This is a genomic window from Photobacterium piscicola (assembly GCF_900166965.1).
Lineage (GTDB): Bacteria > Pseudomonadota > Gammaproteobacteria > Enterobacterales > Vibrionaceae > Photobacterium > Photobacterium piscicola.
The window spans coordinates 863228-887707 of record NZ_FUZI01000001.1; the positions used below are offsets into that span (position 1 = coordinate 863228).

Sequence of the window (24480 nt, forward strand, 5' to 3'; positions counted from 1 at the left end):
CGGATTACGTTATAATCACCATCCAGCTCAACAATAAATAGAATAATATGTACCAATTGACGTTTTCATTTGAAGAATTTCTTGCCGAGTTTTGGCAAAAGAAACCCACCATTATCAAAGGCGGTTTTAAAAACTTTGTCGATCCTATTTCAGCAGACGAACTCGCTGGACTGGCAATGGAAGAAGAAGTTGATTCGCGTTATATCGCTAAATTAGCCGACACTTGGGATGTGCGTCATGGACCGCTGACTTTTGATGATACACCCGCAGATAATTGGTCATTCATTGTTCAAGCGGCAAACCATTGGCATGAAGGTGCTGCGCAACTGATCACTCCATTTCGTCAGTTACCCGGTTGGTTACTAGACGATCTAATGATCAGCTACTCAACCCCTGGCGGTGGTGTTGGTCCTCATATCGATCAATATGATGTATTCATTACTCAAGGTTCAGGTAAGCGTCATTGGCGCGTGGGCCCTAAAAAAGACGATTACGAAGAAGAATGTCGCCATCCAGCATTACGTCAAATAAAAGGTTTTGAGCCAATTATTGACGATATTTTAGAACCTGGTGATATTTTATATATTCCGCCAGGTTTCCCGCATGATGGCTACGCAATTGAAACATCAATGAGTTTTTCCGTAGGCTTCCGTTCACCAAAGAAACAAGAACTATTGAGCAGTTATGCCGACTTTGTGATTGCGAATGATATTGGTGATGTGCACTACCATAATCCAGCATTACCAGCTCGTGCTAACAACGGTGCTATTTTGGCAGAAGAAGCCAAAGATCTAGAAAACATGATGCGTAGTGTGCTGGATCACCCACAATTATTAAAACAATGGTTAGGTGAGCATCTAACACAAAATCGTCATGAACTTGATGTAATGGCATCTGAGCCGCCATGGCAAAATAACGAGACTTATCAGTTCTTAGAAGACGGTGAAGCATTTAAACGTATTGGTGGTTTACGTGCGTTTTATCATCCCGATCAAGCTCACCTTGTCTATATTAATGGTGAACAATATCAATTACCGCCAGAGTGTGCTGATGCCGCTAAATTATTGTGTGATGAAGAACAAATCACTCATGCACAATTAGGTGAACAACTTGATAACCCAGCATTTCTAGCCATGTTAACCCAGCTAATTAATATTGGTTATTGGTATCCTGTTGAATAACTAAATTAAAAAAGCGGCTATTAATGAATGTTAATCGCCGCTCTTTTATTATTTTTATATTAGACAATTACTGTTTATATTGCGCCAGAGTCAGAGATAATCGCTTTACCCACCAATTAATTGCATCTTTAATATCATCAGAAGAATCAATCATCGTACTCAAGTCTTTATTGCCGCTTTTACGATCAATCGCCGCCATAATTGGCTCACCAGTTGTCGCATCACTGATCAATATTTCCATTGACGCTGAACCAACATTGGTATGCTCACCTGTAAGCACTTTTGAAATGGTTGAGATCCCCAACCCTACAGGTAATACGCTACTTGTGATCGCTAAAATAGGATTAGGTGTTTGCACATTGGTGATCGCAATCGTCACCCGTAATGTTTTAGGTTGTGGCTTTTCAACAACGGTTAGCTTTGTATTTAGCGATTTTAACTGATTGATAAAGTAATCTTTTATCATAATAATGTCAGCTTCTGATAAGTGATCACTTTTTTCTTTATCAAGCACGATATACACCTGATCATAAATAATATTATCGTACTGCGCTATTTTACGTTGCAGTGAACGCTGATTAAATATACCCCGTTGTGCCCACACTAAATCAACCCCATCCTTTGGGCCTTGGCGAAAATCTTCAAAGGTTGTAAATGTCTTTGGTTTCACTATTTGGTGATTATTAGCACAACCACCTACACCTAAAATAACGAGCATTAATAACCAAATATTGCTTCTCATTGCTTCACCTTGCATCCATGTAGTGAAAATACAGTACTCCATACTATAAATTAATAATCAACATGATGCAAAGGTAATAGTACTGATCTCTGCTGATTGAGCAGCACAAAATGAAAATAATTTGTGAGGATCTCTGTTAATGATAAATAATACCAAACGTTCACAAATATTCATTTTAGGTTACCTCTTCAACCAAACGCATCCAATAATACCAGTAAAAAAAAAGCTAACACATAGGTTAGCTCTTTTTAATTATTCAAATGAAATCATTAGTTATAAGCGGGCTAATTCTGCTTTGCGAGTTTTATTTGTCACACAGAAATTACCACGACGAGTACGGCACTTTGAACAACGTTCACATTCAACGTCAGCCTTATACCCCTCTAACCAACGTTTAATTAACTTAGGTTCAGACAGTAATGGGCGTGATAATGCGAAAAATTCAATACCTGTATTATTCGCCATCGCTTCAATAGCATCAAACTCACTTAAGCCACCAACAGTAATCACTGGCACATCAACATCTTGGCTGATCACATCACCGTATTGGTGGAAGTAACCTTCAGCTTCAATGGTGTAACCGTCGTAAGACTCGCCCACCATAGTGTCAGCCTTGCCATGCACGTTACCTGAAATAATAATCGCATCCACACCAACCGCTGCTAGCTTTTTACAAATAAGACGCGTATCAGCAAACGTTAGTCCACCATCAAAGAATTCAGAGGCAGTTAATTTCACCAAAATCGGAAAATCATCGCCGACTAGCGTTCTAATTTTCGCGTAAATTTCTAATAGAAAGCGCATACGATTATCAAGGCTACCGCCATACTGATCATCACGTTGATTATAATACGGGCTTAGAAACTGGTTAATTAGATAGGTATGTGCCGCATGAATTTCAACACCATCAAACCCCGCATCTTGAGCGCGTTTAGTCGCTAATGCAAAAGCTTCAACAATATAATCAATGTCAGCTTGAGTCATAGTCTGGCCTAATGTTTGAGTGCCTTTCTCGCACACCGCACTAGGTGCAAAGATCACCCGCTCGCCAAGGTTGTAAGTGGTTTTAGTGCCACCATAAGCCAGTTGCATCACGATTTTAGAATCGTATTGATGAACAAGATCAGTCAGTTTTTGATATTCTTCGATAAACGAGTCGTTATACATCCCCATCATGCCAGCATTGGGTTTTTCTTCTGCGACAATATTTGCATAACCCGTTACGATCAGCCCCACTTCACCTTGTGCAAGCTCTTCATAAATAGCATAAAGCTTATCGGTCATATGGCCATCTTCTGTTGCCATATTTTCCCATGTTGCACTACGAACAAAGCGGTTTTTTAATGCCATGTTGCCAATACGGGCTTCTGTAAATAAAGTACTCAAATCACGTCCTCTTAAATATCATGTCGTCTTATTTTCACCAACGCCATAAAAACAAAAAGAACAGCATTATTGAGCTGTTCTTTTTTATGTGTTGTTATCATAAACGCTAAGCTGACATGAATAATACCGTGACTACATCTAAAAATCTTTAATCTGGATTAAGATAATGTCAGTTGTATCGACTATGATCCCCAGCCATCCTGATAATTTAATATGCTACAACACTTAAATATACTTGTTAATTATGATGTTAAAATTAAACTAAAAATTATCGTAATATTTTACCTAAGAATATATAGAGAAAAAGCTGCACAAGGCAGCTTCTTCTATCATTAATAAATCAGTAACTTTAATATCTAAAATAGATACTTAATTAATAAAGTGTCTTACTCAATTTAAAGTTCTTAAATAATGATGATGTGAATGGATTAGCGTCCTCTTCCGTATTTAGACGGTAAACAACATTGCCGCCGTTGATCGAAAATCTATAATCAATACTTGTTTCACTCGCACTTACAACCAGCCCTTGCTCAAGAAGACGGAAAAATGCCCATGGCCCTTGAATCGTAATAGCTCGCGGTGATAAATTCGCCGATGCTGGTACTAATGATAATTTAGATATCGAAGAATCCCGTAATGTATTGGGCCAAATGAGTTCTACTGGCCGACGAGAACCATGACTATATTCAATATATTGTCCATCAACATTAATAACGCTACGACGTTGGTTAGCACTTAAATTAATAGGTTCAAGTGTAAATTCAACATCCAAGATTCCTTTACGATTAAAAAATGCTTGCTGAATCTTTTTCGCATTGGCAAATTGCTTCAGTACATCACTACGTAATAAGGATGACTTATTAGTACTATTCGTATCCATTGAGAGCTTGTCATCAATGAATAATTTCAGCTCATTATTATAAAAATTATCCAATGTACCATTAGGTGCAAAGAAAGCTTCAAAATCCTTTAACGAGACATCTTTCGATGTATTATTAAATGGATAGCGAGACATTAACTTTTGTTGATATTCCTTATACACATCACTTTGCCAGCGTACTTCAACATACTTAATCGCTTCTTGTTTAACCACATACCAACTTTCTTCTGCGATCTCTTTAACTAAATTATCAAGTGGCTTGGGTAAATTAGTTGCTATTTGTTGAAGTGTATAAATAGGATCATTGTCTTTTAATGCAAGCCTATCTTTTGTTGCTTCTAAAGCTGCTTTACCCCTATCCGGTGCATCTTGAATCGCTTTCATATAATGATAAAGTTGCTGTACTGAGGTCATCACTTCTTGTAAATACGCAGGTTGTTTATCATTGTTATCTAATATTAAATCTATATCAGTAAACGGGGTTGCGATCATTGACGCTACTTGATATTGCGGTGACGTCATTAACGCCAAACGCGCTTTATCATTTTCAGGTAATGTTGGAAATAACTGCGTATTTATATCAACAGTTTTAATAAAGCGCTCTATTGGCTGCTTATGTCCAACTATATTACTCAAAATAGTTACAGCTTCATTAATGTCTGAAAAATATTTAATTTCAATATTATTTAATGCTAATTGCCATGTATTCACATAATCATCAACATACAAATCACGAATTTTCTGGCGTAACACTTGTTTATCTTCAGCACTAAATTTAGCGACGGTTGACTCACCTAATACCCAACTATCAACAAGCGCAACATCAGACAATGACTCAACTTTAGGTAAAAAATAGCTATTAAAGCCTTTTTTAGTCAATAACTGTGGAATGTTTAGAGCATCATCTTCTATATGCTGGCCAAACACAATTTCAAACACTGGACCAACTGATTTTTTAATATTTAAAGGAGCACCAAGCTCTTGCTCTGCTGTATGCTTTAAATTGTCATAAACACGATCAGCTAAGTCTACAGAACTAAGATCTTGTTGAGTTCCTTCAATTAAATTATCGTATGGCTTCATGACTAAAATCGCATTTCTATTATCATCATTACGAAGGCCTTGAAGATCAGTGTACTCTAATGAATAATTTAAATGCGCAAGCAATTGTTCTTGAGTTTTAGCATCATTAGGAAAAGCATGCTGCCAAATCTTTGAAAAATATCGACTTACAACATCATCTTGTCGCCCACTGCGATCGGTTAACATTCGAAATACTCTCAATGCTGATAACTCTTGTTGCTCTGAATTAGCATCATTAATATCGACAGCAAGTTGTTTCATTAATGAAGGCAAGAATTTAAATTGTAATAGCCCTAAATAGGTTTCTTCAACTTTTGGTCCAATCTTATGTCCTTGATAGAGCCCCATATCAGATACAAACTTAGGTTTATCTTGAAATACTCCAAACTCTAGTGTTGCTTGACGGATTGAATTTAATGATGCTAATAACTCTTGTTCTGAACGCATTAACTTAACGTTTGAATATTCATTTTTAAATTGATTAACTTGACTCAGTACTGCATTTTCATGAGCAATATTTTGAGTATAATAACGCTGCCATCCACCTATCAATAATACAGATGCAATACTACATGCTAATACTGACATCCAGAGTACTTTTGCTTTATGTCTGATAACACGTAAACTGTCAGATGCAATACCCGCTTCTGGATAAATAATTTCATTAAAAAGTTTCTTTACAAAAAAAGTGGTCGAGTTTTTAGAGTGTTGTGCACTATTAATCGTATTTGATAAACCGTAACGACGAGATGCGGCATCAACGAACACATTAGTTGGTACTCCTTGCTGATAGACAGACATAAAGTAAATACCACGAATTAATGCCGGTGTTGAAAATTGATCACTTGCAAAAGCATCTTTTAATAACTGCTTTAATACATCATGTAACCCAGCTACTTGACGAGAAAAGCTGTAAATAGCACTACGTTCTTCAGTATCAACAGCATGACGTAATACAAAGGGTAACGAATCGTTAACACGTTCAATAAACTGAATATAATTTTGATCAAATTCAGTTAGCCAATAATCGAAATCTTTTATAGTATTAAGAGAAAAAGTAAAACCCATTACTTCTTCTCGCTGACTCTGAGTATAGTTACGGAAATAGGGATCAAAACCATGCAACAAATCTAATTTTGTCAGCGTAATATACACGGGCATTCGTGTTGATAATATCTCCATCAACTCACGTAATCGAGCTCGTAATAAATTAGCGTATGCAAGACGTTCAGCAACAGTTGAACTCGCAAGATGCTCAATATCAAGAGCAATAACAACCCCATTTAATGGCCGTTGGGAACGCGTTTTTTCTAGCCAACTAACAAAATTAAGCCATAAGCGTCGTTCCATCTCTCCGCTATTCTTTTCTTCATTTTGACGCTGCGTCAATAATTCACCATCAGGATCAATCAATACGGCGTCATCACTAATCCACCAATCAAAAGAATATGGATTTTCACTTTTTTTCCCTGATGCACGCATGACACTAGAAAATACAAAATTCTGGTTAGAACGATTAATCAGGCTTGTTTTACCTGCATTTTCTAACCCTAATACCAAATACCAAGGCAAACTATATAGATAGTTACGTTTATTTAAATTTTGTTTTAGCTCACCCATAACTTGGTTAAGTTCAATCTGCTGACGCTCTTCTAACCGTTTAATAGGATCTTCAACTAATCTCTCTTCGTGTGCTTTATCTTTATTTATACGTTGTAAACTATGCCATTGCATCAAGCCCCATACCGTAAAACAACACAACGAAAAAATAATGCTCAAGACAACACGAGATGTGACTGTCGTTAAAGGTTGCTGACCTTCAATGTCTAACCAAGGTCCCGCCCACCAGATAGCAACATTTATTAGAATAAATGTTGCTAACATAATCACAGGTAATGATGTTTTAAAACTTGAAGCAAGCCTGAAGCCGATTGATCTTATTAAATTCCACATTTTATATTTTCCCTGTGGTTATTCTGCTGCAATATTATTTTCAATTTGTTTAATTAATGCGGGTTCCCATTCTGTAACCGACATTGCATTTACTTGATGATGTAAAGTCTGATATTGCTCTGCTGCCATTGCGGTCAATGAATTAGCCTTCATCACATCGGCTGATAATAGCCGCCAATAAAAGGCATCACGTGGTTCTGTCGCTTGTGATAATCCTTCATTTAACATTTGAAGAGATGGTGCTATTCCCTCTTCTTGTGCTAATACAAGTGCCTCATTTCTTTTATCATTCCAACAACCAACTTGGTTAACTTCTGCGATATTAAAATTTCCTACAGAGCTATCTAACCACTTCAAGGTCAATTCGCTAATAAATGGAACACCTCCTTTAAATGAATAAGCTTTCAATGCTGGTAATCGTTGCATAAAGCGTTGTAATTCTTCTTTAATAATCGAAGACCATGAATCTTTTCCTAGCGCTGTTGCTATGCGATAACTTAAAAAATGTCCATCTAACCAATAAGGGGCTTTAGTTAAACTTTCTTCGACTCGGCGCCACAATTCAATATCAGCTCCGCGCTGTAAGCCTTCTTCATAATCGCTAATACGATCCAATAAAACAGGCATTAACTGTGTTTCTCCATTAACATTAGCATCAGGTAAACTCTGGATTGAATACCACATTGCAAAACGGCGAATACGAATACTTAGCATCACTCCGTCACAACCAAGATCAGAAAGGCACTCAACCGCTTTCAAAAGTGATATTTTGAAATTACGATCATTACTACTATCGATATCTAAATTCGGGATTGGTGCGGATATCTCTGATATTAAATTCGAAGCTGCCATCATATTATTAGATAAATCTAACCCTGAATTTAAAATTGCTTTTGGCGTTTCAAATTTATGGGTACTATTAACTTTTTCTAATTTATGGTGTAAACGTGCATTAATATCATCAACAACGTCTACTGGTAACATCAGCTTTTCGGCATGCAGATAGAGATCTTGTAATAACGTTTCTAATTCTATTTTAAGTTCAGTATCAAACAGACTACTATCTAACTTATCGGCAGCAACATATGTTCGCTGACAAATTTGATTAAAAAACTTTTTACGGTGAACAGCACCACGTTCACCTGGTCTTGGCTGACATTCAAGCCAAAAACACGAGATAAAATCGACCAACACACCAATAGATAAAGTGAAGCGTTCAGGCGTAGGTTTATATTGCAGGCACTGTATTAACACTGTCAGTAATTTGATATCTTTCGATTTTGTTGAGAGTAAATTTACGGCACTCTTTTCAACTTTTTCCCATTGCACTTCGCCATGAGCGAGGGAGCCAACTTTCATCATCTGACTATCAATAAAATTTAGCTGAGGATCATCTTTCAAGCGCTCACCAACAGGATTGTCTGCCATTATTGGAGTAAGCAGTTGCTCTCTAAAACTTGTCATTGACATTTAATACTCCTACCAACGACAAATTTCTCGCATTGGCTTAATCGCCTCAGCAAGATTTTTATTATCAAACTCTACATTATCAATACCGGCTATATCTGAGCGTAATATCAATTGTGGAGCAGAAATCATCGCCTTTATTGCATCAATTGCGGGTATTCCACGGCCAGAACGCAATAAATAACCACTGTCATCACTGATCCAATCTTGCGTTACAACAGGAGAACCAGGGATTGATACAGTAACTTTTCCCGCTTTAATTGGGTGCGGTAAAATTAATTGAATACGCGTTATTTTTTCAAAACAAGATAACATCAAAATTGGAGCCAATTGAGTCTTAGATTGTGACGAAACATTTATTGCAGTTACAGTTAACCACATACGTGAAAAGTCATTCCCTTCATCTTGCTGATTTAAAATAAATCCTTCTTTTTCTCCACGATTTTTTTCACTATTAACAGCTCGTATCCATGATGGAGGGTACTGAACAACCTCATTACCTATCAATAAGTTAGATATTACTGGCGTATTTAAAACACTATCAAAACAGTGTAGTCTTTCAAGCTTTGATTCAATATCTCGGCATTGTTGAGCCTGCTCTAACGTAGTCAATAGATTTGGTTGCGCAACCACTAAACTGGGTACGAAAGCCAAACTTAGCGATAGTACTATCCATTTCATTATCATCTGATCTGGATCTCCAATTTTTGACATTTATGTGCCAATGTTCGTTTAGGTAAACCTAAACTTGCCGCAGCTTTGGCACGATCACCATTGTATTGTTCTAATCGATTGCGAATAATGGCTTTTTCGTAAACTTCTAAAGCGGTACGTAAATCATTAATCATTGAAAAATCATTATCATTAGTAACAAGCTTCTCCACTTCCATTTTTATACCCAATGGAAGCTTGGTGGTAAATGCTGACTTTTCAATCAACACTCCACATTGAGTTTGCACACAAGCAAATTCAATTAATGACCGTAATTCACGGACATTGCCCGGATAATCCAGACTTTTAAGTTTATTAAGTGCCGAAAGTGACAAGCCTAAAATATTGCGTTGTTCACGATCGTTATATTGGCGAATAAAATAAGTTGTTAATTCATCAATATCATTTAATCGACTATTTAAATTTGGTACCAATAATGGATATTGGTATATACGATAATAAAGATCTTGCCTAAAGCCGCCGTCATTCACGCTTTGACGTAAATTAACATGGGTTGCAGCAATTAAACGAAAGTTAGAAGATTGTTCTTTATTCGATCCTAATGGGCGGTACTGACACGTTTCCAATACACGTAATAATTTAGCTTGCAAAGCTAAGGGCAACTCACCCATCTCATCGAGAAACAATGAACCACCATCAGCTTGAGCAATCAATCCCTTACGGCTAGTCAATGCACCAGTGAATGCTCCTTTCTCATAACCAAATAATTCACTTTCAAGTAGATTCTCTGGTATTGCAGCGCAATTAATAGCTACAAAAGATTTATTACGACGAGATGACAAACTATGTACTGCTTTTGCTACCAGTTCTTTACCTGAACCAGTTTCTCCCTGAATAAATACCGTAAGATTAGAACTAGCAGCCATTGCTATCTGCTCTCGCAGCTGTTCCATAACAGCACTATTTCCAATCAACTTACATGCCATATCTAACCAAGCATTTTTTTCCTGTTGCTGCGCTTTTAACCGTACAATAGAATCACTCAATTGTTGTTTATGCGAATTTTGCATATCCATATCTTTGAGTAACATCCACTGCGCCACAAAAGCATCACTAAACTCGTGCCAATTGTCGTCTGTCAATAATCCATTAATAATATCTTGCTTACCGATCAATACTTGAATTGCAGCAATTTGTTTATGACTATTAAATAATGGTGCAATTAATAAACTACTATTAATATCAACCAGTTCAGCTAATTGCTTAAATGCTTTATTCTGTTGCCAATAAACCAACCGATTATGATCAAGTAAAATCAATGATGCTTGTTGTAAGACATGAGAAAATGGATGATCAAAATCATTAACATCCCACACCCAATCTGTATTATCAGAAACAGATAAGGCTCGACCATCCTCTGTTGGATAAACAATATAGCTAGCCGTTAACGCTAATTCCTGTTTTAAGGCAGTGTTATAAAACTCAGTCAGCTTTGCTCTATCTCGATAGCTAATTAATGCAGATATGTAATGAAGCCATTGTTGCATAACAATTACTCCACTTCGCCACTGAACTGCCCATTTTCAACCGTTAAACGAATACGGTTAATGGCCTCACGGTGCGCAAGTCGATTCAATAAGGCTAAAGAAACGGGTGGTAACATTTGACCTTCAATAATGGCTTCTAACATACGCGCACCATTTTCTGCACGTGTCGCCCGACGTAAAATCTCTTCAATTAGACAAGGCTCAATGATCACCTCAGCTTTATAACGCGTTGTTAATAACTTCTCTAATCGTGATAACTTACCGCGGACAATCTGTTCCAACACCTCTTTATTAAGTGGTAAATATGGCACGACTTCCATACGAGCTAATAATGCAGGCTTAAAAAAAGCTGCTAATTCTGGATATATTTGCTCTTCTAATAGCTCAGGACGAGCGGCATAATCGACTATCGTTTGATAACCAAGGTTTGAGGTTAAGAAAAACACAATATTTTGACAATCAATAATACGACCTTCACCATCCGCTAATTCGCCTTTATCAAAAGCTTGATAAAATAAATTCAACACTTCAGGGTGCGCTTTTTCAACTTCATCAAGCAACACTATTGAATATGGCTTTTTTCGCATAGCTTCAGTTAGAACACCACCTTCACCAAAACCGACATAACCAGGAGGAGAGCCAATTAAGCGAGAAACAGTGTGCTTTTCCTGGTATTCTGACATATTGATAGTAGTTAAGAATTGTTGCCCACCATACAGTTGCTCTGCTAGTTGTATCACTGTTTCTGTTTTACCGACGCCACTAGGACCAACTAATAAAAAAGCCCCTTTTGGCCGTCCTGGGCGACGAAGATCAGCACGTGCAGTTAACAAATGACGATGGATCCCTGCAATTGCCACATCTTGCCCTTTAATCGCTTTTCCTAAAATACGAGGTAATTCAGTTATTTTAGTTAATTCATCGGTATTCATCTGATCAACAGGTACTCCTGTCCAATCAGCAATAACTTGGGCAATTTGCGCTGCATCTACTTCTGGATAAATAAGCAATTCATCATGTGGAATTAGCTCTAGTTGAACATAAAGATCCACTAACCTATTTCGTAACTCATCAGCAGATAACTCAAGCTTATCCGTTACTGCTATTGATTCAGGAGAAAGAACCTGTCGACGCGTCTCAATAATATCAGCCACTAGTATTTTCTGTTGTTGCCATGCTTGATACAACGACTCACATTCAGCTTGTTCTGTATTTTCAGTTTCAATCAAAACAGCTAAACGATCTTCATCTATCGATAATCCTAATTGCTGCTCGCGATGGATCATCTTTATTTCTAACTGGCGCTGATGATAACGGCTCTCTATTTCTGAAATACGTCGTGGTGGCGCACTTAAATTAATTGCGATACGCGCACAAGCGGTATCTAACACATCAATCGCTTTATCGGGTAGTTGACGCCCAGACACATAACGAGCTGACAACTCAGCCGCTGCACGTAAGGCATCATCACTAATCAATACATTGTGTGCATTTTCATAAACACTATGAAGACCACGCATAATATCAACAGCTTGCTCTGTTGTTGGCTCATCCAGTTTTACTAATTGAAAACGACGCGTTAATGCCGGATCTTTTTCAAAATACTTCTTATATTCTTTCCATGTGGTCGCCGCAATCGTACAAAGTTCACCACGAGCTAAAGCTGGTTTCAGTAAATTAGCAGCATCACCACCACCTTCTTGATTACCAGCCCCTATCATTGTATGGGCCTCATCAATAAATAAAATGATAGGGGTCGCCGAATGCTTTACCTCATCTAATACTGATTTTAGACGTTTTTCGAATTCACCCTTAACCGAAGCACCCGCTTGCATTAAACCTAGATCAAGTGCCCATAATTCTACTTGTTGCAGTGATTCTGGTACTTTTCCTGCTACAATGCGCGAAGCAAGCCCTTCAATAACGGCACTTTTACCAACACCTGCATCACCCACAACAATTGGATTGTTTTTACGACGACGACACAAAATATCAATCATTAAATTAATTTCATTATCACGACAAAGCACAGGATCTAATTTTCCTTGACGAGCTTGTTCAGTGAAATTTGAACAAAAACGAGCAAGAGTACTATTGTCATGACCTAAAACTGCCGTCGCTTTTCCTGACGTCGAATCAATCACAGCGGTCTCTGATGACTCCACGACTAAAGACGCAAATTGTTTACGAAATGATTCACGATTAACATTTTCAAACGCTTTAATTAAATTGAAGGCTAAATAACGATCAGGACGAATTAATGCCGTTAAAAATATAATACCTGAACGTAATTCAACTTCATTCATTTCAGTTGATGCAAGTAACCATGCTTCTTGTAATAACTCCACCAGCAAAGGTGAAAAAGAAGGATAAGTATCGTTACCTATTTCATGTGGCATTGCGTCACCACACATTTGCTTAATAATGTCATTATTTAAGCCAGCATGGTTTATTAAAACTCGCACATCAGATAATGGGTTTTCTAAAAGAGAAAATAAAAAATGTTCAAAAGTCACCTCATTACTTTCACGGCTCATACACAATGCTGCCGCTTGTTCTAATGCAAGTTTAGTTTGTGCATTTAATTTATTAATTAGCACAGGAAGTTCAATTCTGATCACGGTAATATCCTATTGAAGAATGTGATTAAGCTGCGTTAAAACATCGATTGATTTATTATTTAATAAAACTGAATACACAATAAAAATAACTATCCAAGATAAAGAAAATCCAGAAAATATAGTCCAAAGAGGTATTTGCTTGGTTAACTTATATTTTTTAGCAGCCACGTGCTCTGTAGCAAATGTTAAAGCCTGAGGCTCTTTATCTTTTAACCGACGCAAAATTTCATAAAGGTTGGCAATAACTTTATCAAAAGCTTCTTTACCGTTATTCATTACCTTATATCTACCTTCAAAACCTAATGTTAGGCAAAGATAGATAAACATAAGTAACTCTTGGTATCGTTCTGGTTCTGCCTCTAGCCGTGAAAGAACAGAAAAAACTTTTTCTCCGCCCCATGTTTCATTATGAAACCGAGTTAACAATGAATGTTCAGCCCAAGCACTATCCGCCCCCCAAGAGGTACTCATTACTGCTTCATCAATAAATGAACATAGAATATAACGATAAGCTAAAATAACAGCATGCTCATGGTCGGCTTCGGTTAGCTCAACGTCAATCGCTTTAATTTCTTCAACGGCTTGATGATAAATTACTTCAATATTATCGCAGCTTCCCAAATGACGAATACGTAAAGCCATACCTAATAACGGTGTCGCTGCATCAATAAATAAATTAATGCTATTACCACGTAACTGAAACCAAAAATCTTGGTCTTGATTAATATTGTTTACATTATCAAACAACAAATCATCATAGCTACTTTCGCGAATATGATTAGCTTTCTTCACTACACTATCCATAGTAATTAACTCCTAATCGCCCAAAATTGAAGATCAAGATCAGGGAAATCACCCGCAACATGGAACGCAAAACCACTCGAATTAACAAACATTTCCCATGCTGCACTGGTCTTATCAAGCTGAAAATATGTATAACCAGCATGGTAAGGCAACTGACGCGGGGCAACAGGCAATGGTGATAATGGAACCCCTGGTAACTGCAAAGAAATAAGTTCACGTATTTTCTCAACAGATGCTATTTTTGTTTGTTGCATAAATAGCTTACGCAATTCATCCTGAGGCATACGAGCACGAACCGCCAATATAAATTCTGCATCTGTAACAAGGTTAGTATCTTGAATCGATGCCACCATAAGGCCATATTTACGCTTATGTAATTGGATTGATACCGCACGAGGTTCAAGTACAATACTTAACGCTTGGCGCAACATTGACATAACCGGAATAAATGAGTATTCAGGCATATCATGATCATAACTACCAAACTCTGCTGCCACCCGACTTTCATCAGTAAATGTTGCAAGCTCGCCACAAATAGACGTCAGCTCTTGATATAACACTTCCGGATGAACATTACGCAAATGCGCAATATGCTGTAACTTAGGTTGAGTTCGGTTTAACATTTGCAATAACATGAAATCAGCGACATCCGCGACCCCACCTTGGTTTGATAAGCCAATGCGTGATGCAATATTTTTTGCTCGCTCCCGCATTAATCCTGCAATTTCACCAATGAAGCGTTGCAAGCGAGGTACCGCTTTTACATTAAGGTGACAAGGAATGAAATTATCATCTAACATCACACTGCCATCTGGCCGTTTTTCTAAAATACGTGCGATAGCAATAGAAGCATATGCACTACGATCATCTTTACTTAGCATTAACTTAATACTTGTCGAACTAACATCAATCAAACAACTATCACCTTGTATAGATTGAATATCTCTCACTTCTTCGCGCTTCGATTTATACCGCATCATATTAGTAGAATCATTCCAACTTACTTCAGCCAGAGAATCACTACGTAACGGAATAGCTAAATAAATAATTTGATTAGCCAGTGAACTATCTGCTATCTCTAATGCATCAGGTAACAAATCTTGTTGGGGGATATTAAAAGACGTACCATCAGGCATAATTCCGACGACTCGTTCTATTGCAATACGACCAAAACTTAAGTATTCCAAATTTAAACTTAATTCTGTTATGCCATATAAATATAAACTAACAGAGTTAAGTCTTTCATCGATCACGCTTTCAAAATAGCGTTGCTGCTGTTGAAAATGTTGAGGCTTTATAAATAGCCCCTCATTCCATATAACTCGGCTTCTAGATGACATATTACTCAACCCTGTCCAACATCACTTGATTATTTTTTATGTAAATAAGTAGATGATAATCTCTACCCAATGTTTTTACTTTTACCGATTTTTTCCAGTCACTATGATCACTATCTGAAAAAAATGCCATTACACCGATATAGCGAGTGTTTTCATCTAATTTTATTTTTTCAATAAATTTGAATTTATTGGGTAACAAAACATAATCATAGTCACCAACATAATTACTTTTTAATGCCTTTTTATAATCCAACGCTAATTGATCATAAGATGCCGAATTAAACATTGAATCATCTTCAAGTTCAAAAACTTTTAATTCAACAGAAGATGCTTCTTCATTATTATTTATATTTATAGAATCAGTGGTCACCATACTTATGGTTACGGTGCTAGGCTCTAAAGCTGGATCGTATTTAGAACTACATCCCACTAGAAATAATAACCATATATATATAACAGCATGCATCAAATAAGAGATCTTCACCGTCTATACCTCCTGCTGTTTCTCTCGCAGGTTCTTGTCATAAGACTGATCAAAAATTTCCCAAAACAACTTTTCAAAACCATGTTGACGATTTGATGTTAGTTCTTTGTGGTAACTCTGATACATATCCCAAGCCCATGCTTCAGATGACACATTCATTGTTTGCCCTGGACGGCGATAACGTAAAAAACGACGCATTAAAACTTCAGGTGAAAAGGCTTGTATAATCTGATTTAAGGCATCATTAATAGCAATATGTACTGCTTCGTTATGATCTTTAACAGTACGTAAACTTTCTTCAATCGCAGCAGGAGCGGATAAATGCACTAAGCTACGCTGATTATCAAACATAACCTGTACAGTATCTTCATAAGTCAATCCTAATCGCAGAGGATTATCTTCAATCGGTTGTAGATTTTTGTTCATTACACCATAGCGACTAGTATTGACCTGTTGGTGAAGTTCAATCAGTCCTTTTACCGCAGCCTGTAATGACGCTCCTATTTCTTCAGAAAGCATTTGCATTTCAGCAAGATTATCACTGTTACTTGTTCGTACACCCAACCCACGAAATAATGGACCTGTTAATAAATGATTTTCGTCATTTATTACGGTAGATTGATTATTGGAGTAAGAAAAGTTCCGACTCATTTCCTCTTCAAGTAAATCCAGCGTGTTATCGTCCATTATCTTATCCTTGTTAATATATGTTGCTGCGGTGAATGACGTTGAATCCTCATATGGATTCGATTTAAAGCCACTCAACGAAATAGCTGAAGTGGGATCACGGTCGGTATCTGCTTGAATTGTCCTATCATGACCAAACCACTGCTGTTGACTATCGAGTAATGATTCGGTCTTCGATTGCGAATGCTGTAGCGCCGATTCAGTCTCTAGATTGCGTCTTAATACATCTAATGCCGTTAAAGGATCATCAATAGACAACTCTTTTTCTTCAACTGTTAAATCTAGCTCTTCACCAAACAAATCAAGATGTTTTGAGTCAGAGATCATATGTTCTATGTCTCTATCCCTGTCACTAAAGGTATTATCTATAGAGACACGAATCATATAAGGACCAAGGGAGATAACATCATTTTCATTTAATCGAGCATGTTTATCCCAACCAATAGCCATTCGAGCGTCATTAATATACGTTTGGTTAGAAACATCTGTTATACAAAAATATCCATCTATTAATGAGATACGACAATGAGTCGACTCTAACCTTCCTTTACGATCTGTAAGGCACCAGTCACTTGACGAGCTTGAACCAATCGTTCCACCGCCAGCAATAAACTCTTTTGTTGCAGATAAACCTGGTTCTAAATACTGTGTATTAGTGATTTTTAATTTCAGTAGTGTTTGTTCAGCCATGCGTTTATCCTTTTTACTGACGAACTTGAATACAAACGTTACGATCTTTATCAACTTGACCTAAAAAAGAGGACCAACCTAGCGACATTGTTGAATTTTTCCCTAACTTTAATAATGGCACTTCGTCTTCTTTGAGTTCTAACTCCAAATCAAATGCCATCTGTTCACGAAGAATGAATTCAACTAGCTTACAAAATGATTGATATTCTTTACCCGAGGGCAAAAAATCGTTAAATCGTTTTTGAGTCAACCCTTTAATTTCAATAACAAATTTACCAGTGCAATCTCGAACTGTTGAACCGATGATCGTACTTTCACCTAACGCACTGTTTGCCATACCGAGACACATACGCTGATGAGTAGGGATAACAACACTACGCTCTTCCCACTGCCGAATAGAAACATCCTCTAAATCAAAACAATGTGAAATAATCCCAGCAACAACTTGAGGAGATCGACTTCTGCCGGCTAATGTACCTGCATAAGACAGCATCTTTCCCCAGTTAATAGCCGTTTCACCACGTAATTCATCATCAGCAAGACCAACAAAAGCAAATAATTGTGATGAAAATCCGTCACTTGCATTTTCTTGAAAACGAATGTAATAGCGGTATTTACGCCAAATGCGATAAACCAACGCCAATAACCGATTATTAAAAAAATCAAGAAAATGACGACGTACACCGGTTTCACTTTCTGTCGCTATTTGTTCAAGTAAAAACCCAGGCAGAGGCGATTGCGCACCATTTAGTCCAAAAAAATTAGTTTCAATACAAAAGCCGCCTTGCTCTAATAACTCTAATTTTGAAATATCGCTAGCCGCAAACCCTAAACTCGGATTAGCTTTAAACAATAAACGACAATTAGTTTCCCAACCTTCACTATCAGGATCTTGATCCGCTAAACGTTGTAATAACTCAACTAATTGATAAAAATCATAAGAGCGAGCTTGTTGTTGTAATATCGCTACTTTTTCTGATGTTAAATCGATATCATCAAACATTAAATCAAGGGTTGTAGACCCACTTGTGTTCCCCATGAATACTGTTCCTGATTCACACTATTAATCACAATAAGCTCATGAAATGAATTTATGCTGGCATATAAGGAAAAAAATCGGCTCAATACACTGCCAAATAAATACAAATCACCTTCAGAACTGAAAGCCTCTTGATTAAGCTCTAACTCAGATTGTAAACCCCTGACAGGTAACCCTTTGATAATTCTATCTATTGGTTTAGATGTTATTTTTACAATTCCATCAAGACGTTGTTTTGAAACACGCTCAGCTTGTCGATCAACAAGTGCTCTAAAATCATATGCACGTAACACAGAACACAATGCATCTTTCGATAATAATGAAAGATAATTAAGTGATAAATTAGAAATCAACGTCCACAATAAACTGCCATCTAAAGTCGGCCTTAAAGGTTGCGTTGGCTCCGTAATATTAAAAAAAGTCGCAAACGATGGTGAACTATTGGTCGGAACACAAATATCCCCCAAACCTAATTCCAACGGTAACTGTCTATTAGTACAAGTTAGTTGTAATGAGATAGCTTCACTAAATCCGATCCCTTGAGTTTCATCACCACGCACAAACGAAATATAATGATCAAAACCATTATTACGCATACTGTCTTTAACTCTGGCACGATAATAAAGAGCTAAGCGATGACGAGAACGCTCAATTTCATGCTGAAAGCTTTCAAAAGCGGTATAAACTCGTTTTTGACCTCGCACTCGCGACTCATGTGCTTCTTGTCTACCTTGTACATGATCAATACTAAATATCTCAAAATGTGCAGGAAAACGACTTGACGGTATGATCTTATATTCAGAACGTTTTCCCGTAAGATCGATAGGATCAGCATCGTGAGCAAATAAATTAATAACGGGTGTACAAAATAATTTAAAACATTCGTCACGAACACGAACATCCGTAGGCAATGTCTTTGAAAATACAAACCGAATATGGAACACCTTCCCCATATCTGAAGTAATAAAGCGATCTAGATTTTCTACATCACCAAATAAAAACGCATCAGGAAACGTTAAATATTCTTGTAAAATTCGATAACCTTCATACACATTCTTTGGATATGGCATCACCGCATCAGCACTATCAAAACCACGGCTTCTAAAATGTGATGCCGGAATAGAAAACTGCTTATCGCCACAGATTAATTCAATATGTGATAAATAATGATTCAGCCATAAATAAAGCATCTGTGCACTGTAATGCTGACCACCAAGAAAAAACTGCAATGTTTTAAGATTAATATCAGCTAAACTTTGCTCACCTAACACATTTAATTGCAAATCAATAGTCGATGATTCGCGACTATGTGTCGTCATCACATCAGTAAGCTTTAATGGATAAATATCTATATCCCGACACGTTTTAAATCGACATACAGTTTCAGCCACAGGTCCACTATCAACATCAGTATTGGCTTTAATTATTTGACGAACACTGATCGCTTTTTCGATCGGTAAAAACTGAACAATACTAAAACTAGGTACTGGCCGTAAATAATTGGGCCATAGCATATTAATAATCGAGTGTGTTAACTCTGGAAATTCATCCTCGACCTTTTCCCGTAAGCGAGCTGTTAAAAAAGCAAATCCTTCTAATAACCGTTCAACATCTGGATCTGTATTTTTCCCTTGCAAAAAACGGGATAGCTGGGGATGCACTTCTGTAAAAGCTCCCCCTTGCTCTTTTAAAAAAGCCAGTTCATCTCTAAAGTATTTTTCTTGTGACAAAGTCAAATTACTCGGTATTTACGACAGTTATCCAATAGCAAATCAATACGTACTGATTCATGCAGCGCACTAGAATTTATGCTTGCTGTGATATGGAAAAAAATATTTAACGGACTTCCATTATCAGGTACATATCGGATATCAATCTGTTTTAATCGCGGCTCATAACACTCAAGACAACGCTGAATGGCTGATTTAATCTGAAATGCTAAATCATGTGTTCCCAATGCTGCATCATTAAAATCAATCAAACCTAACTGTGGCGCACTCATTGCTTCACCAAGTCGGCTGTTAAGCAATTGCGCCACATTTCGTTTAATTGAATCTAATATTTGCTTCGTGTCAGGAGCTTTCGTCATTGTCATTTGAGGTGCATCAGTCTCTAATCGTTCAAAGAGACTGACACCATAAGCCCTATCTGCTAGCTCAATATAAGACATTCAGTTATTCTTGATCTAAACGACCAACCAGCGATAACTCAAAATTTGCTCCCATATATTTAAAGTGAGGCCGTACAGATAATGCAACTTGGTACCAACCGGGATCGCCTTCAACATCGAGTACTTCAATTTTTGCCGCACGTAATGGGCGACGGCTACGAACATCAGCCGGTGGATTTTCTTGATCGGCAACAAATTGCTTGATCCAAGTATTTAATTCACGCTCAAGATCTTGACGCTCTTTCCAAGAACCAATTTGTTCACGTTGCAGCACTTTTACATAATGTGCGAGACGGTTAATGATCATCGTATAAGGTAGTTGAGTACCTAACTTAAAGTTCATTTCAGCTTCACGTCCCTCTTTTGTATTTGGGAACGCTTTTGGTTTTTGAATTGAATTAGCAGAGAAAAATGCAGCATTATCACTACCTTTACGCATAGTTAATGCAATGAAGCCTTCTTCCGCTAGTTCAAACTCTTTACGATCACTGATCAATACTTCTGTTGGGATCTTAGCTTGCAGCTCACCTAAAGATTCATATAAATGAACAGGAAGATTTTCTACTGCACCGCCACTTTGAGGACCAATAATATTTGGACACCAACGGTACTGGGCAAAGCTATCAGTTAAACGAGAAGCCAATGCAAATGATGTATTACCCCATAAATAATTATCATGGGAATCACTAACATTTTCACGATAGTTAAATGTTTTTGCTGGGTTGTTATTAGGGTCATATGGTGTACGTAACAAGAAACGAGGAGCGGTTAGTGCGAGATAACGCGCGTCGTCAGAATCACGTAATTGGCGCCACTTAATATAACGAGGACTATCAAATGTTGCTTTTAAGTCTTTAATATTTGGTAATTCTTCGAAAGATTCGATACCAAAAAACTCAGGTGCAACACCTGAAATAAAAGGAGCATGGGCCATAGCACCAACAGCACCCACATATTGTAATAATTTAATATCTGGAGATGATGGAGTAAAAGCATAGTTACCGATGATTGCACCAACAGGCTCACCACCAAATTGACCATAACCAGAAGAATATACATGCTTGTATAAACCAGATTGAGCGGTTTCTGGCGCAAACTCAAAGTCGTCTAGTAATTCTTCTTTGGTTACATTTAATAATTCAATCTTGTTATTTTCACGGAAATCAGTACGGTCAACGAGCATTTTCACACCACGCCACGCAGATTCAATTTTCTGAACAGACTCGTTATGCAAAATCTCATCCATTTGAGCACTGATTTTACTATCAAGTTCAACGAGCATTTGATCAACAAGCGCTTTATTAACTTGATCAACACCATATTCGCTACCTAATAGATTTTCTATAAAAGCAGCAACGCCTTTCTTCGCAATATCGTAGCCATCATCACTCGGTACCATACGAGTTTGAAGCATAATTTCATCAAGTAAACTACTTTGAGTTGCACTTGATAATTCAACGTTTTTTTGTACAGACATTTATCAATCCCTTAAAAGAATGTTAGCAACAGAAAGGATTACTTTTCTGCTTCTCCACTGACAATTTTCAGCTCACCTAATAACTTTTCACGAGACTCTTGAGACTCAATAAGTTCTTGAAGTCGAGAACGAAATGCTGGAATATTTCCAAGTGGACCTTTTAAAGCAACTAACGCTTCTCTTAACTCAATTAATTTTTTTAATTCAGGCACTTGCTGACTAATTGCATCAGGGGAAAAATCATCTAATCCTTTAATAGAAAGTGAAATAGATAAATCGGAATCATCATCAGATAATTTATTTTTAACGGCTGTCGTCAGCATTAAACTACTTTCACGCATAACTGATTCAAAATTATTTTTATCAATTGATACAGTTTTACGATCTTCAATTGCAGTATCTTCAGCATGACCTTTGAATTCACCAACCACTAACGTTTTTAATGGTAATTCAACTTCCGATTGTGTTTCACCAGAATGAGGAACATATTTAATATTAATACGTTCTTTTGGTGCTACGCTGCCTTCTTTCGACATATTTTTTCCCTGTTATATTTATTTTTTAAATCAAACTTAGCCATTTGAAATTGCATAATGATAGCCTTATGTTGCATAAGGATCGAAGCGGATTAAACCTCTATTATCATAATCATTCAAGCATCAATGACCAGAAATGCATACAAAATACAAATACAAAAAAGAGAAAGAAATTAATGAAAAAAAATTTTTTACAAAAAATATATTTATATTACATAAAGTTAAGAAAACCATCCTATCTGTTTACTTAATTTTCCCCTAACTTCACAGTTAAAACATAACACATTGATTTAAAATGTTTATTTTAAAAAAAATGACAAATCACTCGAGTAACTTCACAAAAATGAGATTTATACAAAAAATAAGAATCAACACTAGTAAATTGCAACTATATACAACATAAAATAAACATGAACATTAAATAGGCAAATTATTGCTCCTATTTTTAATGTGTTACGATAATTATCTTCATAACTTAGGAACAGTAATTAAATGAATGATGTCATCACATTAGGCAGTAAAACATCAACGGGTGGAGCGGTAATATCAGGTAACTCAAGTGTAATGATAAATGGGCAGCCAGTTGCGCTCATTGGTGATACAGCAACTTGTCTGTGTGGTCGGAAAAATTGCAAAGGCCAGGGACCAATCGTGGCTCAATCACCTCGAGCAGCCAATGTTAATGGCGTTAATTTTGCTCGCGTCGGTGATCTTGTCAATACAGGGTGCGGTAGTTGTTTTCTTACTCCAAGCTCACATGCTGTTAGTCTTAGTACCAACACAGCTAAACCAGCAAATATGGGAAACAGCATCAAAATAGGAAACAACGTGCACATTAATGGCTAAATTAGATATTGATCTCATCTATCACTATCAATGGCTTCGAATAGTGCTGATAGTGACTTTTTTATACTTTCAAATATTTGGTTCATTTAAATGAGCAATAACTTGCCTAACGAGCAAGTTATTGCCCACCTCAAGCAACTTCTTGCCCAGAAAAACTCAAAACACTGCAACATTTAAATTAAAACAATATAAAACAATCAGTTAAAAAACAAAAGCAACATGGCACACTTAATGCTTATACATCAGATATTCAATTTGTTTTTTAGCATATAAGGACATTACAATGCCAACTCCATGTTATATCTCTATCCAAGGTCGTACTCAGGGCAACATCACTGCGGGTGCATTCACTGCAAATTCTGTCGGCAACATTTATGTTGAAGGCCACGAAGACCAAATGTTAGTGCAAGAGTTTAAGCACATTGTTACCGTGCCAACTGATCCACAATCAGGTCAACCTGCTGGTCAGCGTGTCCATAAACCTTTCAAATTTACCGTGGCATTAAACAAAGCTGTGCCGTTGATGTACAACGCATTGGCATCAGGTGAAATGCTGCCAACGGTTGAACTTAAGTGGTACCGCACCTCTGTTGAAGGTAAGCAAGAGCATTACTTCACAACTACGTTAACCGATGCAACGATTGTAAATATCGACAATCAAATGCCACATTGCCAAGATTCAACTAAAGCTGATTTCACTCAACTTATTGAAATCTCAATGGCTTACCGCAAAATTAATTGGGATCACACTGTCTCTGGCACATCGGGTGCTGATGACTGGCGCGCACCGTTAGAAGCGTAAGTATCACATAACTATTGCCCGCACTGTTATCCAGTGCGGGCTTTTAGCGTTTATGTCTTTGCTAAGGCATTTT

At 37.1% G+C, this 24480-nt stretch carries 19 protein-coding genes; 3 read left to right on the top strand and 16 right to left on the bottom strand.

What is annotated here, in order from left to right:
* Nucleotides 1–47: 47 nt before the first annotated feature.
* Nucleotides 48–1181: a ribosomal protein uL16 3-hydroxylase gene (locus CZ809_RS04025; protein WP_080156128.1), complete on the top strand. Its 1134-nt coding sequence runs from the start codon at nt 48–50 to the stop codon at nt 1179–1181.
* Nucleotides 1182–1248: 67 nt separating this feature from the next.
* On the opposite strand, the gene CZ809_RS04030 is transcribed toward CZ809_RS04025, so the two are convergent.
* The 16 genes from CZ809_RS04030 to tssB form a co-directional block, all read right to left on the bottom strand.
* Entirely contained in the window at nt 1249–1923 is a 675-nt protein-coding gene (locus CZ809_RS04030) for a DUF3313 domain-containing protein (RefSeq protein ID WP_080156560.1), read from the bottom strand.
* A gap of 273 nt (nt 1924–2196) precedes the next feature.
* Nucleotides 2197–3309 carry an NADH:flavin oxidoreductase gene (locus CZ809_RS04035; RefSeq protein WP_080156129.1) on the bottom strand — a complete coding sequence of 371 codons (1113 nt, stop codon included), beginning with the start codon at nt 3307–3309 and terminating at the stop codon, nt 2197–2199.
* Between the two features lie 373 nt (nt 3310–3682).
* Nucleotides 3683–7225, bottom strand: coding sequence for a type VI secretion system membrane subunit TssM (tssM, locus tag CZ809_RS04040; RefSeq protein ID WP_080156130.1), 3543 nt, complete (start codon nt 7223–7225; stop codon nt 3683–3685).
* A gap of 18 nt (nt 7226–7243) precedes the next feature.
* Nucleotides 7244–8695, bottom strand: coding sequence for a type VI secretion system protein TssA (gene tssA, locus CZ809_RS04045; protein WP_080156131.1), 1452 nt, complete (start codon nt 8693–8695; stop codon nt 7244–7246).
* 9 nt (nt 8696–8704) lie between these two features.
* Nucleotides 8705–9406, bottom strand: coding sequence for a type VI secretion system-associated protein VasI (gene vasI / locus CZ809_RS04050; protein WP_235865779.1), 702 nt, complete (start codon nt 9404–9406; stop codon nt 8705–8707).
* Nucleotides 9376–10911: a sigma-54 interaction domain-containing protein gene (locus CZ809_RS04055; RefSeq protein ID WP_080156132.1), complete on the bottom strand. Its 1536-nt coding sequence runs from the start codon at nt 10909–10911 to the stop codon at nt 9376–9378. The genes vasI and CZ809_RS04055 overlap by 31 nt, the downstream gene beginning before the upstream one ends.
* A gap of 5 nt (nt 10912–10916) precedes the next feature.
* Nucleotides 10917–13532, bottom strand: a complete 2616-nt coding sequence (gene tssH, locus CZ809_RS04060) for a type VI secretion system ATPase TssH (protein ID WP_080156133.1) — start codon at nt 13530–13532, stop codon at nt 10917–10919.
* Between the two features lie 9 nt (nt 13533–13541).
* Nucleotides 13542–14336, bottom strand: coding sequence for a type IVB secretion system protein IcmH/DotU (gene icmH / locus CZ809_RS04065; protein WP_080156134.1), 795 nt, complete (start codon nt 14334–14336; stop codon nt 13542–13544).
* Nucleotides 14337–14341: 5 nt separating this feature from the next.
* Nucleotides 14342–15676 (bottom strand): type VI secretion system baseplate subunit TssK, encoded by a 1335-nt coding sequence (tssK, locus tag CZ809_RS04070; RefSeq protein ID WP_080156135.1) that lies wholly within the window; start codon nt 15674–15676, stop codon nt 14342–14344.
* A 1-nt stretch (nt 15677) separates the two neighbouring features.
* Entirely contained in the window at nt 15678–16142 is a 465-nt protein-coding gene (gene tssJ / locus CZ809_RS04075; protein ID WP_045038347.1) for a type VI secretion system lipoprotein TssJ, read from the bottom strand.
* Nucleotides 16143–16163: 21 nt separating this feature from the next.
* Nucleotides 16164–17537, bottom strand: a complete 1374-nt coding sequence (gene tagH, locus CZ809_RS04080; RefSeq protein ID WP_080156136.1) for a type VI secretion system-associated FHA domain protein TagH — start codon at nt 17535–17537, stop codon at nt 16164–16166.
* A 13-nt stretch (nt 17538–17550) separates the two neighbouring features.
* Nucleotides 17551–18576, bottom strand: a complete 1026-nt coding sequence (tssG, locus tag CZ809_RS04085; RefSeq protein WP_080156137.1) for a type VI secretion system baseplate subunit TssG — start codon at nt 18574–18576, stop codon at nt 17551–17553.
* Nucleotides 18540–20306, bottom strand: coding sequence for a type VI secretion system baseplate subunit TssF (gene tssF, locus CZ809_RS04090; RefSeq protein ID WP_045040419.1), 1767 nt, complete (start codon nt 20304–20306; stop codon nt 18540–18542). Before tssF ends, tssG begins: the two co-directional genes overlap by 37 nt.
* A 2-nt stretch (nt 20307–20308) precedes the next feature.
* Nucleotides 20309–20746, bottom strand: coding sequence for a type VI secretion system baseplate subunit TssE (tssE, locus tag CZ809_RS04095; RefSeq protein ID WP_045038344.1), 438 nt, complete (start codon nt 20744–20746; stop codon nt 20309–20311).
* 4 nt (nt 20747–20750) lie between these two features.
* Nucleotides 20751–22223: a type VI secretion system contractile sheath large subunit gene (gene tssC / locus CZ809_RS04100; protein WP_080156138.1), complete on the bottom strand. Its 1473-nt coding sequence runs from the start codon at nt 22221–22223 to the stop codon at nt 20751–20753.
* 38 nt (nt 22224–22261) lie between these two features.
* Complete coding sequence (gene tssB / locus CZ809_RS04105; RefSeq protein ID WP_080156139.1) at nt 22262–22759, bottom strand: type VI secretion system contractile sheath small subunit; 498 nt, start codon at nt 22757–22759, stop codon at nt 22262–22264.
* A 492-nt stretch (nt 22760–23251) separates the two neighbouring features.
* Here tssB and CZ809_RS04110 point away from each other — a divergent pair, with 492 nt between their 5' ends.
* Nucleotides 23252–23605 carry a PAAR domain-containing protein gene (locus CZ809_RS04110; RefSeq protein ID WP_080156140.1) on the top strand — a complete coding sequence of 118 codons (354 nt, stop codon included), beginning with the start codon at nt 23252–23254 and terminating at the stop codon, nt 23603–23605.
* A gap of 283 nt (nt 23606–23888) precedes the next feature.
* Entirely contained in the window at nt 23889–24407 is a 519-nt protein-coding gene (locus CZ809_RS04115) for an Hcp family type VI secretion system effector (protein ID WP_080156141.1), read from the top strand.
* The last annotated feature ends 73 nt before the right edge of the window (nt 24408–24480 follow it).